The 14,885-nt window shown below is 65.2% G+C and carries 15 protein-coding genes; 14 read left to right on the top strand and 1 reads right to left on the bottom strand.

The annotated features are described in order from the left end of the window. Genes JQ621_RS27610 through JQ621_RS27590 form a run of 5 tightly spaced genes read left to right on the top strand, consistent with a single transcriptional unit; the run spans position 1 to position 5,329 of the window. Entirely contained in the window at positions 1–816 is an 816-nt protein-coding gene (locus tag JQ621_RS27610) for an ABC transporter substrate-binding protein (RefSeq protein ID WP_212239215.1), read from the top strand. Then, a complete protein-coding gene (locus JQ621_RS27605; RefSeq protein ID WP_212239213.1) occupies positions 803–1,687 on the top strand; it encodes a polysaccharide deacetylase family protein in 885 nt (294 codons plus the stop codon). The genes JQ621_RS27610 and JQ621_RS27605 overlap by 14 nt, the downstream gene beginning before the upstream one ends. A gap of 8 nt (positions 1,688–1,695) precedes the next feature. Further along, positions 1,696–2,352 carry an aspartate/glutamate racemase family protein gene (locus JQ621_RS27600; RefSeq protein ID WP_212239211.1) on the top strand — a complete coding sequence of 219 codons (657 nt, stop codon included), beginning with the start codon at positions 1,696–1,698 and terminating at the stop codon, positions 2,350–2,352. Between the two features lie 23 nt (positions 2,353–2,375). Then, positions 2,376–3,959, top strand: coding sequence for an ABC transporter substrate-binding protein (locus tag JQ621_RS27595; protein WP_212239209.1), 1,584 nt, complete (start codon positions 2,376–2,378; stop codon positions 3,957–3,959). Further along, positions 3,956–5,329, top strand: coding sequence for an amidohydrolase family protein (locus tag JQ621_RS27590; RefSeq protein WP_212239207.1), 1,374 nt, complete (start codon positions 3,956–3,958; stop codon positions 5,327–5,329). Before JQ621_RS27595 ends, JQ621_RS27590 begins: the two co-directional genes overlap by 4 nt. Here JQ621_RS27590 and JQ621_RS27585 read toward each other — a convergent pair. Then, positions 5,326–6,225, bottom strand: coding sequence for a LysR substrate-binding domain-containing protein (locus JQ621_RS27585; protein ID WP_212239205.1), 900 nt, complete (start codon positions 6,223–6,225; stop codon positions 5,326–5,328). The two genes, JQ621_RS27590 and JQ621_RS27585, sit on opposite strands and share 4 nt — an antisense overlap. Positions 6,226–6,499: 274 nt before the next feature. Between JQ621_RS27585 and JQ621_RS27580 the strand changes: the two genes are divergently transcribed. The 9 genes from JQ621_RS27580 to JQ621_RS27540 all read left to right on the top strand — a co-directional run bounded on the left by JQ621_RS27580 (position 6,500) and on the right by JQ621_RS27540 (position 14,870). Then, positions 6,500–7,537, top strand: a complete 1,038-nt coding sequence (locus tag JQ621_RS27580) for an ABC transporter substrate-binding protein (RefSeq protein WP_212239197.1) — start codon at positions 6,500–6,502, stop codon at positions 7,535–7,537. A gap of 28 nt (positions 7,538–7,565) precedes the next feature. Then, positions 7,566–8,606 (top strand): ABC transporter ATP-binding protein, encoded by a 1,041-nt coding sequence (locus tag JQ621_RS27575; RefSeq protein WP_212239195.1) that lies wholly within the window; start codon positions 7,566–7,568, stop codon positions 8,604–8,606. Continuing rightward, complete coding sequence (locus tag JQ621_RS27570; protein WP_212239193.1) at positions 8,603–9,478, top strand: ABC transporter permease; 876 nt, start codon at positions 8,603–8,605, stop codon at positions 9,476–9,478. Before JQ621_RS27575 ends, JQ621_RS27570 begins: the two co-directional genes overlap by 4 nt. Further along, positions 9,475–10,281, top strand: coding sequence for an ABC transporter permease (locus JQ621_RS27565; RefSeq protein ID WP_212239190.1), 807 nt, complete (start codon positions 9,475–9,477; stop codon positions 10,279–10,281). The genes JQ621_RS27570 and JQ621_RS27565 overlap by 4 nt, the downstream gene beginning before the upstream one ends. An 8-nt stretch (positions 10,282–10,289) precedes the next feature. Continuing rightward, positions 10,290–11,426, top strand: a complete 1,137-nt coding sequence (locus tag JQ621_RS27560; RefSeq protein WP_212239187.1) for an NAD(P)/FAD-dependent oxidoreductase — start codon at positions 10,290–10,292, stop codon at positions 11,424–11,426. A 251-nt stretch (positions 11,427–11,677) separates the two neighbouring features. Next, positions 11,678–11,974 carry a (2Fe-2S)-binding protein gene (locus tag JQ621_RS27555; protein WP_212239185.1) on the top strand — a complete coding sequence of 99 codons (297 nt, stop codon included), beginning with the start codon at positions 11,678–11,680 and terminating at the stop codon, positions 11,972–11,974. Beyond that, the gene (locus JQ621_RS27550) at positions 11,971–13,389 is read left to right on the top strand and encodes an NAD(P)/FAD-dependent oxidoreductase (RefSeq protein WP_212239183.1); all 1,419 of its coding nucleotides are present in this window, start codon (positions 11,971–11,973) and stop codon (positions 13,387–13,389) included. The genes JQ621_RS27555 and JQ621_RS27550 overlap by 4 nt, the downstream gene beginning before the upstream one ends. Further along, on the top strand, positions 13,386–14,507 hold the full coding sequence (locus tag JQ621_RS27545) for an NAD(P)/FAD-dependent oxidoreductase (protein WP_212239180.1): 1,122 nt from the start codon (positions 13,386–13,388) through the stop codon (positions 14,505–14,507). The genes JQ621_RS27550 and JQ621_RS27545 overlap by 4 nt, the downstream gene beginning before the upstream one ends. 15 nt (positions 14,508–14,522) lie before the next feature. Further along, entirely contained in the window at positions 14,523–14,870 is a 348-nt protein-coding gene (locus JQ621_RS27540) for a RidA family protein (RefSeq protein ID WP_212239177.1), read from the top strand. The last annotated feature ends 15 nt before the right edge of the window (positions 14,871–14,885 follow it).

The following is a 14,885-nucleotide window of genomic DNA, read 5'->3' as shown; positions in this document are numbered from 1 at the left end:
ATGAAAAGAGTTTTGGTTGCGGCGGCGCTGTTTGGTGCCATGACCGCTTCGGCCTCGGCCGTCGAGCTGCCGCCGGAGATCGCCAAACGCGGCAGCATCAAGGTCGCGCTGGTGCCGAACTATCCGCCGATGGAGTTCCGCGATCCCGCCACCAACACACTGTCGGGCTTCGATATCGATCTCGGCGAGGCGCTGGGGCGCAAGCTCGGCGTCAAGATCGAATGGACCGAGACCAGCTTTGCCGAGTTCATGCCGTCGATTTCAACGGGTCGGGTGGATGCCATCCTGTCCGGCTTCACCGATTATGCGAGCCGGCACGAGATTGCGTCCTTCGTCGATTATTTGCGCAGCGGTCCAAAATTCTTCGTGCAGCAGTCCCGCGCGTCCGAGTTCAAGGAGATGGCGGCGCTGTGCGGCAAGAAGGTCGGCGCCAGCCGCCGCACCATGTTTCCGACCGAGATCGACAAATGGAGCCAGAAGAATTGCGCCGGCAATCCGATCCAGTTCGTCGGCACCGACGGCTCGGCCGATGCGCGTACCCAGCTCAGGCAGGGCCGTATCGACGCCGCCGTGCAGGGCAACGAGACGCTGCCCTATGTGATGGATCTCGAGCCGGGAACCTATGCGCCGGTCGGCGATCCCTTCGCAACGCAGTTCACGGGCATTGCGCTGCCGGTTAAAGAAAAGGCGTTGCAGCAGGCTGTAGCCGACGCACTCGATGCGCTGATCGCGGATGGCACCTACAAGACCCTGCTCGCCAAGTGGAAGTTGACAGATAACGCAGTCGAAAAGGCGACCATCAATGCTGGACAGTAAGGCCCTCCAGAGCATCCCGCTCACCCCGGCCAACACCGCGGATCCCGCGCCGGAATATCCCTGGCCCAAGCCGTACACCTCGGCGATGTTCCTGTCGTTCGACGTCGACGCGGAGACGGCGTGGACCAGCAAGGACGCGCTGCATGCCCAGCGCCTGATTACCATGAGCTATGGCGGCTATGAGGCGCGCGTCGGCACGCCGAAGCTTCTGGAGCTGCTCGATCAGCTCGATCTCAAGGCGACGTTCTTCGTCACGGGATGGTCGGTCGATGCGCATCCGGCGATGGCCGAATCGATCCTCAAGGCCGGTCACGAGATCGGCCATCACGGCTACCACCATCTCCTGCCCGACCCGGGCGATCCCTGGATCGAGGAGGAACTGGAACGCGGCTTCGAGGCGCTGAAGCGCCGGCTCGGCGTCAAGCCATCAGGCTATCGCGCGCCCTACGGCGAATTCACCGAAGAGCTGCGCGTCGCGCTGGTTCGTCATGGCATCGTCTACACGTCCTCGTTCCGCGACGATGTGCGGCCCTATCGCCATCGATTGGCCGATGGCAAGCCGGGCGCAATCGAGCTGCCGGTGACCGCGAGCTATGACGACTGGATGCACGGCCTCTCGGCGCGCTTCAGTCCGCGCTCGATCTTCCCCAAGGAGCACGTGCTGTCGATCTGGAAGGACGAGCTCGACGAAATCAGGGATTGGGGCGCGATGGTGACGACGGTGCTGCATCCGCAATGCAGCGGCCGCCCGATGCGGCTGCGCCTGCTGCGCGAATTCCTCACCTATGCGAAGTCGTGCCCGGATGTCTGGATCACGACCGGCGAGAAGATTACGGAGAACTTCCTGCGTCACGAGGCGGCCAACCGTTGAGTAGCGCCATGACCCGTCGCCGCATCCTCGTCATCAACCCCAACTCCTCGGCGTCGGTGACGGCGGCGATCGACGATGCGGTGGCGCCGCTGCGTATTGGCGGCGGGCCCGACATCGAGGTGGTGGGTCTTGCCGAGGGGCCGCCCGGCATCAGCTCGCAGCGCGATGCCGACAGCGTCGTGATGCCGCTTGTCAATCGGGTGTCGCGCGACAATGCCGATGCATTCGTGCTGGCCTGCTTCAGCGATCCCGGCCTGCATGCGGTGCGCGAGGCGGCCGGTGGCCGTCCGGTGTTGGGGATCGCCGAGTGCGGCATCTTTCGCGCGCTGATGCTGGGTGAGCGCTTCGGCATCATCGCTCTGTCTCCATCCAGCATCCGCCGCCAGCAGCGCATGGCGCGGGTGATGGGCGTCGACAGTCGCTATGCCGGAAGCTGGTCGGTCGGAGCGAGTGCCGCCGAGACGGCGAGCGCGGACATCCGTGGACGGCTGATCGAGGCCGGCCGCGCGCTGGCCGCGCAATGCCGCGCCGATGTCGTGGTGATGGGCTGTGCCGGCATGGCGTCGCATCGCGCAGCGATTGCGGAGGCGATCGGCGTGCCCGTTGTCGAGCCGGCGCAGCAGGCGGTGGCCGCCGCGATCGGCGCGGTCTTGCTGAATACGTAAAGTCTCCTGAGGAGCCTCTTGTCATGCCCATCTCCCGCCGTTCGCTCCTCAAGGCTGCCGCAACAGTCCCGGCGCTGTCGCTGCCGGGCATCGTCCGCGCCGAATCCCAATCCACGCTGCGCTTCATCCCTGTCATCGACCTCGCTTTCGTCGATCCGATCTATTCGACCGCGCAGGTGTCGCGAAACCACGGCTTCATGGTCTACGACACGCTCTACGGCATGAGTGCCTCGCTCCAGGTGTCGCCGCAGATGCTCTCGGGTCACGCCATCTCCGGCGACCTGCTGCAGTGGGACCTCACGCTTCGCGACGGCCTGTTCTGGCACGACGGCGAGCGCGTGCTGGCGCGCGACTGCGTCGCCAGCATCCGCCGCTGGGCCGTGCGCGATGGCTTTGGCGGCGAGCTGATGGAGGCGACCGCCGAACTCTCAGCCGCCGACGACCGCACCATCCGCTTCCGTCTCAAGCGGCCGTTTCCGCTGCTGCCGCAGGCACTCGGCAAGGCCGCGATCAACGCCTGCTTCATGATGCCTGAGCGACTGGCGAGCCAGGACCCGTTCAAGCCGCTGACCGAGGTCATCGGCAGCGGCCCGTTCCGCTATCTCGCCGACGAGCGCGTGCAGGGCGCCCGTAACGCGTACGCGAAGTTCGAGCGCTACCAGCCGCGTGTCGACGGCAAGCCGGATTGGACGGCGGGTCCGAAAATCGTGCACTACGACCGCGTGGTCTGGACCACCACGCCGGATGCCGGCACCGGCGTCGCCGCGCTCCAGACCGGCGAGCAGGATTGGCAGGAAACCACGCCGCATGATCTCTTGCCGATCATCAAGGCCGCAGGCGACATCGAGACGCGCATCCTCGATCCCAGAGGCTACGCTTGCATGCTGCGCCTCAATCATCTCCAGCCGCCGTTCGACAATCCCGCGGTTCGCCGCGCGCTGCTGGGTGCCATCGATCAATCCGCATTCATGACGGCGGTGGCTGGCACCGATCCGGCCTTCCAGGTCTCGCCGATCGGCTATTTCGCGCCGGGTACGCCGATGGCCAGCGAGGTCGGCCTCGATGTGTTCAGGGGCCCGCGCAACTACGACAAGGTGAAGGCCGATCTGAGGGCGGCTGGCTACAATGGCGAGAAGATCGTCGTGCTGGTCCCGACCAACTCGCTGGCGCAGAAGCCGCTTGGCGAGATCGCCGTCGACTCGCTTCGCAAGGCCGGCATGAACGTCGAATATGCCGGGCTGGATTTCGCCGTCGTGCTGCAGCGGCAGCTGAAGAAGGATCCGATCGGGCAGGGTGGCTGGAGCGCCGCCGTCGGCAACTGGCAGGGTATCGACTGGCTCAATCCGGCCGGCAACACCAACATTCGCGGCGAGGGCAAGGTTGCCGGCTGGTATGCGAGCGAGAGGATGGGGCCGCTGCGCAGCCAGTGGCTGGCGGCCTCCGAGCTTGCCGAGCAGCAGCGCATCTGCCGCGAGATCCAGGCGGTCGCCTTCGAGGAAATCCCCTATATTCCGATCGGCCTCTACAAGCAGCCGACCGCCTATCGCAAGGACATATCAGGCATTCTCGACGGCACCGCCGTCTTCTGGAACGTACGCCCCGCATGAGCACCACGGCAATCTTCGGCAGCTACGTACTGTCACGCAAAGACGGCGCGCAGGATGTGTTGCGCGATCATTGGGTCCTGGTCGAAGGCAAGACGATCGCAGCCGTCACGCGCGACAAGCCCAGCGCGGATCAGGTCTACGACCGGCCCGGCCGCTTCGTGCTGCCGGGCCTGTTGAACCTGCACAATCACTGCTTCTCGGAAGCGGTGGCGCGCAGCCACAGCGAGGACGGCAATGGCCGCAAGAACAACCAGAGCATCGTCTATACGGTGCTGCTGCCGCTGACCAGGCGCGGCGCTGAAATCCTGTCGGCGGAAGAGCGTCTCGCGGTCGCGCGCCTCGGCATTCTCCAGCTGCTCAAGGGCGGCGCCACCACGGTGATGGAGCCGTTCCGCAGCTCGATCCCCGAGATGTTCGACGCGGCCGAGGAGATGGGCATCCGCTTCTACGGCGCGCCTTATCTGTTCTCGACATCGGATGCCAAGGCCGGTCCTGATGGCGTGGTCCGCTATTCCGGCGACGACGGCACCGCCGACATGGCGACGTGGGATGCGCTCTATCAACGGTGGAACAATCGCGGCGACGGCCGTATCAAACTCGCCATGAGCCCGCACGCGACCGACACCTGCGGCCCGGACCTCTTGAAGGCCTGCGCCGCGCGGGCGCGCGAGCTTGGCGTGCCTATCACGACGCACATGGCGCAGAGCCGCACCGAGGTCGAGACCATCGGCAAGCGCTATGGCGGCCGCACGCCGGCGGAGTATCTGGACTGGCTCGGCTTGCTTGCGCCTGACCTCATGGCCGCGCATTGCATGTTCAGCAGCGACGACGATCTCAAGCTGATGGCCGCCCGCGGCATGACCGTGCTGAACTGCCCGCGCGTATTCGCGCGCGCTGGTGTCACTGCCGCGTTCAGCCGGTTCGCCGAGCATGGCGTGCGCACCGTGGTGGGCACCGATGGCTACAACATGGATCTGCTCGGCGAGCTCAACGCGGCGTCGCTCATCTCCAAGGTCACTTCAGCCCGTGCCGATGTCGCAAACTCGCCGGAGCTGATCGAGGCGAACACGGCTGTCGCCGCCGACGTCATCAAGCGGCCGGATCTCGGCCGGATCGAGCCGGGCGCGACCGCCGATCTCACCGTCGTCGATCTCACCCATCCGCATCTTCAGCCGCTGTTCGATCCGCGCCGCGCTCTGATCGCGCTCGCCAATCGCGCCAATATCGACCAGGTGATGGTCGACGGCCGCGTGCTGGTGGATGAGGGCCGCTATCTCGGCGCCGACGAAGCCGCGATCACGGCAGCCGGCACTGCCGCGATTGGCAAGATCTGGGACCTGCCGGAGGCACAGGCCGCGTTCAACGGCTAGCTCTCGAATTCCGCCAGCGACTTGCGCATGGTCTCGACCAGATCGAGCGCGACAGGCGAGGGGCTGCGCTGCGCGGGAAATACGGCGGAGAACTCGAAGTCGATGCGCGGCAGGAAGCGGCGCACGACGACGCCGCGGGTCGAGAATTCCTGCGCGGTGAAGGGATCGCAGATCGCGACGCCAAGCCCTGACGACACCATGCCGCACATGATCTCGGACAGCGCGGTCTCCACGCGCAGCACGCGGCGCACGTCGTGGCGATGGAAGATCTGGTCGACGAGATGCCGGCTCGACGATCCCGCCGACAACGAGATGAACGTCTCGCCCTCGAAATCGCGCGGCTCCAGAACTTCCTTCTCCGCGAGGCGATGGCCCATCGGCAGCACCGCAACGCGCGCGGGCGCGGGCAATTTCTGGCTTGGCAGGCCGGAATGCGCGATCGGCACCTCGGCAAAGCCGACGTCGCATTGATTGTTCAGCACCCAGTCCACAACGATCGGCGAGATCACGCCGAAGAAGGCGAGATTGAGGTTGGGCCGCTCCTTGAGAAAGTGTCCGGTGAGCCGCGGCAGATAGCCGTTTGACAGCGCCGGCAGTGCTGCGATCCGCAGCGAGCCGGTGCGGCGTCCGCGGATTTCCTCGGCGGCCGCCGTGATGCGCTCGAGGCCCACGAAGGAGCGCTCGACTTCAGTATAGAGTGCCATGGCCGCCGCGGTCGGCACCAGGCCCGTGCCGCGCCGCTCGAACAGCTCCATTTTCAGCAGGGCCTGGAGGTCGCGCAGCAGCCGGCTCACCGCCGGTTGGGTCACCGTCATCAGCGCGGCCGCCTCGGTGACGCTGCCGGTCAGCATCGTCGCCCGAAAAGCCTCCACCTGCCGCGAATTGATCCGCGCCATCGCCAATTCCATTCATAACATTTGGGCATGCAGATGGTGCCATTATTCATTGGACGATGGAAGTCGGGGTTTGCGATCTTTTTGATCAGGACTGGAGACAGCCCGCTTTTTCGGCACCTTGGAGGCCCTCAAACCTCCGAATCGCGCCAAATACGCTGAGCAGGGGCCGGAGCCCTGTTTCGGGGGGATTGGCGCGGAAGGAAATGCGGCAACGCGCTTCAGCCCAGGGATTTGTCGGCACGTCACCTCATTCCGGTATTGGAGATCGGTCCACATGAAGACTTTTCGCCTTCTGACCGCGGTCAGCATCGCAGCGCTCATCGCCGTGCCGACGGCCGTCTCGGCCCAGCAAAAGACGCTCTATGTCGCCGGCTATGGCGGCTCGTTCGAGAAGACGATCCGCGACGAGGTGATCCCGACCTTCGAGAAGGAGAACGGCGTCAAGGTCGAATACGTCGCCGGCAATTCCACCGACACGCTCGCAAAACTCCAGGCGCAGAAGGGCAACCAGCAGATCGACGTCGCCATTGTCGACGACGGCCCGATGTATCAGGCGATCCAGCTCGGCTTCTGCGGCAAGCTCGATGGGCTGCCGGCTACCGATCTCTACGATACCGCGCGCTTCAAGGATGATCGCGCGGTCGCGATCGGCATCGTCGCGACCGGCTTGATGTACAACACCAAGGTGTTTGCCGAGAAAGGCTGGGCGCCGCCGACCTCGTGGAACGATCTGAAGGACACGAAATACGCCAAGCAGCTCGTGATCCCGCCGATCAACAATACCTATGGTCTCGAAGCGCTGGTGATGCTGTCGAAGATGAACGGCGGCGGCGAGGCCAACGTCGACTCCGGCTTCAAGATCTTCAAGGAAGAGATCAATCCGAACGTGCTCGCCTATGAGCCGTCGCCGGGCAAGATGACCGAGCTGTTCCAGTCCGGCCAGGCCGTGATTGCGGTGTGGGGCACCGGTCGCGTGCAGAGCTTTGCCAACACCGGTTTTCCCGTCGACTTCGTCTATCCGAAGGAAGGCGCCGCGACGTTGCTGACGACGGCCTGTCCGATCGCCAAGCCCAACGCATCGCCACTGGCGTCGAATTTCGTCAAGATGCTGCTCGATCCCAAGATCCAGCTCGTGATGCTGAAGGATTATGGCTATGGACCGGTGCTGAAATCGCTGGTGGTACCGCCGGAGCTCGGCAAGATGGCGCCGATCGGCGAGCGCGCGGCCAAGCTCTATAATCCCGATTGGACCGCCATCAACGAGAAGCGCGAAGAGTGGACCAAGCGCTGGAACCGCGAGGTCGAGCGCTGATCTGATCGTTCTCGGCGGAGACAGCGGCATGGCCTTTCTCGAGCTTGATCGGGTGGCAAAGCAGTTCGGCGCGCAGACTGTGGTCGATGACTTCAGTCTCGCGGTGCGAAAAGGGGAGTTCATCTCCTTCCTTGGGCCCTCCGGCTGCGGCAAGACCACGACCTTGCAGATGATCGCGGGCTTCCTCGATCCCACGCGCGGCGCGATCCGCCTGGAGGACAAGGATCTGATCGCGATTCATCCGGCCAAGCGTGGCCTCGGCATCGTATTCCAGAGCTACGCACTGTTTCCGCACATGACCGCAGCGGAGAACGTCGCCTTTGGCCTTGAGATGCGGAACGTGCCGCGCACCGAACGAGCCGAGCGCGTGCGTGCCGCACTCGCGATGGTGGGCCTTGCCGGTTACGAGGACCGCCATCCGCGCCGCATGTCCGGCGGCCAGCAGCAGCGCGTGGCGCTGGCGCGCGCGCTGGTGATCCAGCCGAGCGTGCTGCTGCTCGATGAGCCGCTTTCGAACCTCGATGCAAAGCTGCGCGAGGAGATGCAGATCGAGCTGCGCCAGATCCAGCGCACCATCGGCACCACCACCATCCTCGTCACGCACGATCAGAACGAGGCGATGTCGCTGTCCGACCGCATCGTGGTGATGAGCCAGGGCAAGATCGAGCAGATCGGCTCGCCGCAGGACACCTATGAGAGGCCGGCTTCGGCCTTCGTCTCGCAGTTTTTGGGCAAGACCAACGACTTTGCCGGAACGATCGATCGGACTGGGACGCCGGCGCAATTGACCGCTGGCTCCTGGAGTGGGCCAGCGCCAGCCGGGCTCAATGGTCCCGTCACCATGAGCATTCGCCCTGAAAGAATCGGCTTTGGCGATGCCGGCCTCAGCGCCAGGATCGTCACGCGCATTTTTCAAGGCAACCACTGGCTGTTCCAGTGCGAGAGCGAGTGCGGCTCGGCGATCGTCATCCGACAGAATGACGGCAAGCCACAACCGGTCGAAGGCGAGGCGGTTCGCCTGACCTGGCGGCCCGAGGACATGAGTGTGCGTGCGAGGACCGTCGCATGAGCACAGTCGCCGAAGAACGCAATGCACGTGCACCTTGGGCGCTGACGGCGCCCGCCTTGATTCTGTTCGTCGGCGTGTTGTTGATCCCGCTCGCGATGACCGTGATGCTGTCGTTCCACGACTGGGGCCAGTACAAGGGCATCGAGCCGGTCTTCATCCTGAAGAACTGGAAGGAGATCGCGACCGATCCCTATTATGCCGAGATGTTCTGGCGGACGTTTCGCATCGCGATCCTGACGACGCTGCTCACCGCGCTGTTCGGCGCGCCCGAAGCCTACATCCTCAACCGCATGAGCGGCCGCTGGAAGAGCATCTTCCTGCTGGTTATCCTCGGCCCGCTATTGATCTCCGTGGTGGCGCGCACGCTCGGCTGGGCGCTGCTGTTCGGCGGCAATAACGGTCTCGTCAACAAGCTCTTGATGTCGCTTGGCGTCATCCGCTCACCCATCCCCTTCATGTTCACCGAGACAGGCATGGTCGTCGCGCTCGCGCATGTGATGATGCCGTTCATGGTGCTCTCGGTGTGGGCGGCGCTGCAGCGGCTCGATCCGCAGATCGAGAACGCGGCGATGTCGCTCGGTGCAGGCTCCATCACGATCATCCGCCGCATCATCATGCCGCAGATCATGCCGGGCGTGCTGTCGGGCGCGATCATCGTGTTCTCGCTCTCGGCCAGCGCCTTTGCGACGCCCGCGATCATCGGTGGCCGCCGCCTCAAGGTTGCGGCGACGCTCGCCTATGACGAATTCCTCAACACGCTGAACTGGCCGCTCGGCGCGGCGGTCGCCACGCTGCTGCTGGTCGCGCTGGTGCTGATCGTCATCGGCAGCAACGCGCTGATCGAGCGGCGTTACGCGGAGGTGTTCCGATGAGGCGGAACGGCCCGCTGGCGCTGATCTTTCACACCATCTTCGTCATCGTCATGGTGGCGCCCATCGTGGTGGTCTGCCTCGTCGCCTTCACGCCCGAAGGTTTTCTGTCGCTGCCGACCAACGGATTCTCGCTGCGCTGGTTCAGGGCGATCGGCAACTATCCCGAATTCATCCACGCATTCTGGGTAAGCCTTGGCCTCGGCGCGCTGTCGTCGTTCGTGGCGCTGCTGTTCGCGGTCCCGGCGGCGCTCGCGATCGCGCGCTATCGCTTCCGCGGTCGTGATGCGCTGGCGGCGCTGTTCCTGTCGCCGCTGATGATCCCGCATGTCGTGCTCGGAATCGCCTTCCTGCGCTTCTTCACCTCGGCCGGGTTCGGCGGCAGCTTTGCAGCGCTGATCATCGCTCATGTCATCATCGTGTTTCCGTTCGCGTTGCGGCTGACGTTGGCGGCCGCGACCGGCATGGACCGTACGGTCGAGATGGCGGCCGTCTCGCTCGGCGCCGGCGGCTGGACGCTGTTCCGGCGCGTCACGCTGCCGCTGATCCTGCCGGGCGTCATCAGCGGCTGGGCGCTCGCCTTCATCCAGTCCTTCGACGATCTGACCATGACCGTCTTCCTCGCCGCGCCCGGCACCGAAACGTTGCCGGTGCGTATGTTCCTTTACATCCAGGACAACATCGATCCGCTGGTGACGTCAGTCTCGGCCTGCGTGATCGCTGTCACCATGACCGCCCTCATTCTGCTCGACCGCTTCTACGGGCTCGACCGCGTGCTCGCCGGCAAGGGCGACACAGGACGATAGGAGAAACCATGCCCAAGGATTATGACGTCGCCGTCGTCGGCGGCGGATTGCTCGGCTCCGCCATTGCTTGGGGCCTCGGCCGGCTCGGCAAGAGCGTCGCCGTGCTCGACGAAGGCGACATCACCAAGCGCGCATCGCGTGCGAACTTTGCGCTGGTGTGGGTCCAGAGCAAGGGCCTCGGCATGCCGGCCTATACGGTCTGGACCGTGCAGGCGTCGCAGGCGTGGGGCCGGCTTGCCTCCGAATTGAAGCAGCAGACCGGTCTCGACGTCGCGCTTCAGCAGAACGGCGGCTTTCATCTCACGCTCGGCGAGGACGAATTCGGCCAGCGTGCCGAACTGGTCAAGCGGATGCACAACCAGACCGGCGCGGCCGACTACAAGATGGAGATGCTGTCCGCCTCCGAGGTGAAGAAGTCGTTGCCGCTGATCGGGCCAGACGTGTCCGGCGGCAGCTATTGTCCGCTCGACGGCCACGTCAATTCGCTGCGCACGTTCCGTGCTTTCCATACGGGCTTCAAGGCGTTCGGCATCGATTATTTTCCGGAGCGCCCAGTCTCGGCCATCAGCAACAGCGGCGGTGAATTCCGCCTGACCACGCCGAAGGGCGAGCTGGGTGCCGCCAAGGTCGTGCTCGCGGCCGGCAATGCCAATCAGACGCTCGCGCCGATGGTCGGCCTTGACGCGCCGATGGGACCGACCCGAGGTCAGGTCGTGGTGACCGAGCGCACCATGCCGTTCCTGCCGCATCCGCTGACCACGATCCGCCAGACCGACGAGGGCACGGTGATGATCGGCGACAGCAAGGAGGACGAGCTGGATGATCGCACGCTGAAGCCTGCGATCAGCGGCGTGATGGCCGATCGCGCGCAGCGCATGTTTCCGCATCTGTCGCGGCTCAACGTCGTCAGGAGCTGGTCCGGCATCCGCGTCATGCCGATGGACGGCTTTCCGATCTACGACCAGTCGCAGACGCATCCCGGCGCCTTCGTCGCGTGCTGTCATTCCGGTGTGACGCTCGCCTCCAACCACGCCTTCGAGGTCGCGCGCATGGTCGCGCAAGGTGCGCTAGAGCCGGAGCTGGTCGGCGCGTTCTCTGCCAGCCGGTTTGGCAGCGCTGGCGCGTCCAACAGCAGCGGCTACTAGAGGTGCGAGAGCGTTGAAAGAAGTGAAGGCAGCAGCCAGGAACTCAGATCACCTCTCCCGTAGGGAGAGGTCGGAGCGCATCGTAAGATGCGGTCCGGGTGAGGGGTTACAGCCTGACCGCGCGCGGCCGCCCCTCACCCGGATTGCTGTGCAATCCGACCTCTCCCCGTTGGGGAGAGGTGAAGCAATCGCGGCAGTTCCCGACTTTCCTACGCTCCAGCAAGTTCAGAGTAGGAGCCACGAGGCATCCCATGTTTAGACGATCCGAGCAGGACAAGCGTCCGCAAGTGCAGATCTTCGTCGATGGCGTGGCCGTCGCGGCGCGGCAAGGCGACACGGTTTCCGCTGCGCTACTGGCATCCGGCCAGGACGCACGGCGTTCCACCGCGGTGAGCGGCGCGCCACGTCTGCCTTACTGCATGATGGGCGTGTGCTTCGACTGCCTTGTCACCATCGACGGCGTCGGCAATCGCCAGGGCTGCCTCGTGCCCGTCGCCGACGGCATGCAGATCGAAGTCCAGAAGGGCAAGCGGGAGATCGGACGATGACTGTGGCTCCCAAACGCGAAGATTATGATGTCGTAGTGATCGGCGCAGGGCCTGCTGGCCTCGCGGCCGCGGCGACATCAGCTGAAGCTGGCCTCTCAACGCTGCTGCTCGACGAGAACGTTGGCCCCGGCGGCCAGGTATTCCGCGCCATCTCCTCGACGCCGGTGACTGAACGCAACCTGCTCGGCGCGGACTATTGGGGCGGCGCCGATCTGGTGAAGTCGCTCGGCGCCAGCGGCGCAGAGGTCATCCATCGCGCCACGGTCTGGAGCCTCGACCGCAACCTCGATCTTGCCGTCTCGATCGGCGGTGCTTCTGCCTTCGTCAAGGCAAAGCGCGTGATCCTCGCGACCGGGGCGCTGGAGCGGCCGTTCCCGATTCCCGGCTGGACGCTGCCAGGCGTGATGACAGCCGGTGCCGCGCAGACGATGTTGAAATCTTCGGCGCTGGTGCCTGATGGACGCACCGTCATCGCGGGGCAGGGGCCGCTGCTCTGGCTGCTCGCCGCGCAGATCCTGCGACTGGGCGGCCGGATCGACCGCATTCTCGACACCACCGAGCGCGGCAATTATTTCGCCGCGCTCCCGCACGCTTTCGCGTTCCTGACCTCGCCCTATTTCGCCAAGGGCCTGTCGATGATGCGCGAGGTGAAAGCGAAGGTGCAGGTGGTCTCCGGTGTCACTGAGCTTGCGGCATCCGGTGATGGCCAGCTTGCGAGTGTGAGCTATGTCGGGGGCGGGAAGCGCGAGACCATCCCCGCGGATCTCCTGCTACTGCACCAGGGCGTCGTGCCCAACGTCAATCTGGCGATGTCGGCCGGCGTCGAGCATCGCTGGGACGATCTGCAACTGTGCTGGTCGCCCGTGCTCGATGCGAGCGGCAATTCTTCGGTCCCTGGAATCGCCATTGCCGGGGACGGTGCTGGCATCGGCGGCGCGAATGCGGCGGTGGTCCGTGGCCGCATCGCGGCGCGCGCAGCCGTGGAATCATTGGCTCCCGCTGTCGCTGCAAGACTTCCCGCGATGGCGACGCTCCGCGCCGACCTCGCCAAGGCCGAGCGCGGCCGCGTGTTTCTCGACACGCTGTTCCGCCCCGCGCCACAGTTCCGCATTCCCTCGGGCGACACCATCGTCTGCCGCTGCGAGGAGGTCACCGCAAAGGACGTCCTCGACTCGGTCGCGATTGGTGCGACCGGGCCCAATCAGCTCAAGGCTTATCGCCGCACCGGCATGGGTCCGTGTCAGGGCCGGCTCTGCGGTCTCACCGTCACCGAGCTGATGGCGCAGGCGCGGGCCAAGACTCCGCAGGAGATCGGCTACTACCGGCTGCGCGCGCCGGTGAAGCCGATCACGCTCGCGGAGCTTGCTTCCGTCCCGAAGAGCGAGGCCGACGTCAAGGCCGTGGTGCGCGGATGACCACCAATGTGGATGCGATCGTCATTGGCGGCGGCATCCACGGATGCTCGACGACGCTGCATCTATGCCTTGCCGGCCTGAAGCCGGTGCTGATCGAGAAAGACTACGCCGGCCGCCATGCCTCAGGCGTCAATGCCGGCGGCGTCCGCCAACTGGCGCGGCACATCCCCGAAATTCCGCTCTCGATCCGCTCGATGAGCATATGGGAGAAGATTTCAGATCTCCTCGACGATGATTGCAGCTTCGAGAGCCACGGACAGGTGCTGGTCGCGGAAAACGAGGACGAACTCGCTGTCTGTCGTGCCCGCGTCGCCGAGCTCAATGCGCTCGGCTTCACCCATGAAGAGCTGATCGACGCCACTGAGCTGCGGCGTCTCGTGCCCGCGGTCGCCGATACCTGCCCTGGCGGCGTGGTCTCGCGCCGCGATGGCGCCGCCAATCCGGCGCAGACGACGACGGCGTTCCGTCGCAAGGCCGAGCAGCTTGGCGCCACCGTGCGCGAGGGCATGGCCGCCGGCAATATCCGCTATGGCGACGGCCTCTGGTTGGTCGATGTCGGCTCCGACACCTATGCGGCGCCGGTGCTGGTCAATGCCGCCGGCGCCTGGGCCGGCAAGATCGCGGCCGCGCTCGGTGAGCCCGTGCCGGTCGAGACGGTGGCGCCAATGCTGATGATCACCTCGCGCGTGCCGCACTTCATCGACCCCGTCGTGATCCTGCGCGGGCGAAAACTCTCGTTCAAGCAGTTCAAGAACGGCACCGTGCTGATCGGCGGCGGCCATCTGGCCACACCCTACCAGGACCGCAACGAAACGGTGCTGGACTGGAAGAGCCTCGCGATCAGCGCCCGCACCGTGTTCGAGCTGTTCCCGATCATGCGCGGCGCCACCATCGTGCGCGCCTGGGCCGGCATCGAGGCCAAGATGAAGGATGACATTCCCGTGTTCGGCCCGAGCAGCCGTCACAAGGGGCTCTATCACCAGTTCGGCTTCTCCCTGCACGGCTTTCAGCTCGGCCCCGGCGCCGGCGCCGTGATGGCGGAGCTGATCGTCAATGGCGGTACCCAGACTCGCATCAGCGATCTCGGCATCGACCGCTTCTATCCCGCCACATCCTAGCAGTTCGAGGACGTCATGAGCATCACCCGCAGCATCCGCACGCCAATCATGCACCGCGCCGTCGAAGCCAACGGCTTCGTCTTCGTCGGCGGCACCATCGCCGACGACACCTCGGTCTCGATGGGCGACCAGACCCGCAACATCCTCGGCAAGATCGCCGGCTATCTCAAGGAAGCCGGCACCGACAAGAGCCGCATCGTCAGTGCCTCGATCTTCGTCACGGATCTCTCCAGGAAGAAGGAGATGGACGCGGCCTGGACCGAATTCTTCGGCGACGACCTGCCGACCCGCGCCACCGTCGGCGTTGCCGATCTCGGCGGTGGCGCGCTGATCGAGGTCGTGGTGACCGCGCTCAAGGGCTGATCGAGCGCCCGCGCA

Origin of the sequence: Bradyrhizobium manausense, assembly GCF_018129685.1 — a bacterium.
Classification (GTDB): domain Bacteria; phylum Pseudomonadota; class Alphaproteobacteria; order Rhizobiales; family Xanthobacteraceae; genus Bradyrhizobium; species Bradyrhizobium manausense_D.
This window is presented reverse-complemented; position numbering and strand designations above follow the sequence as displayed.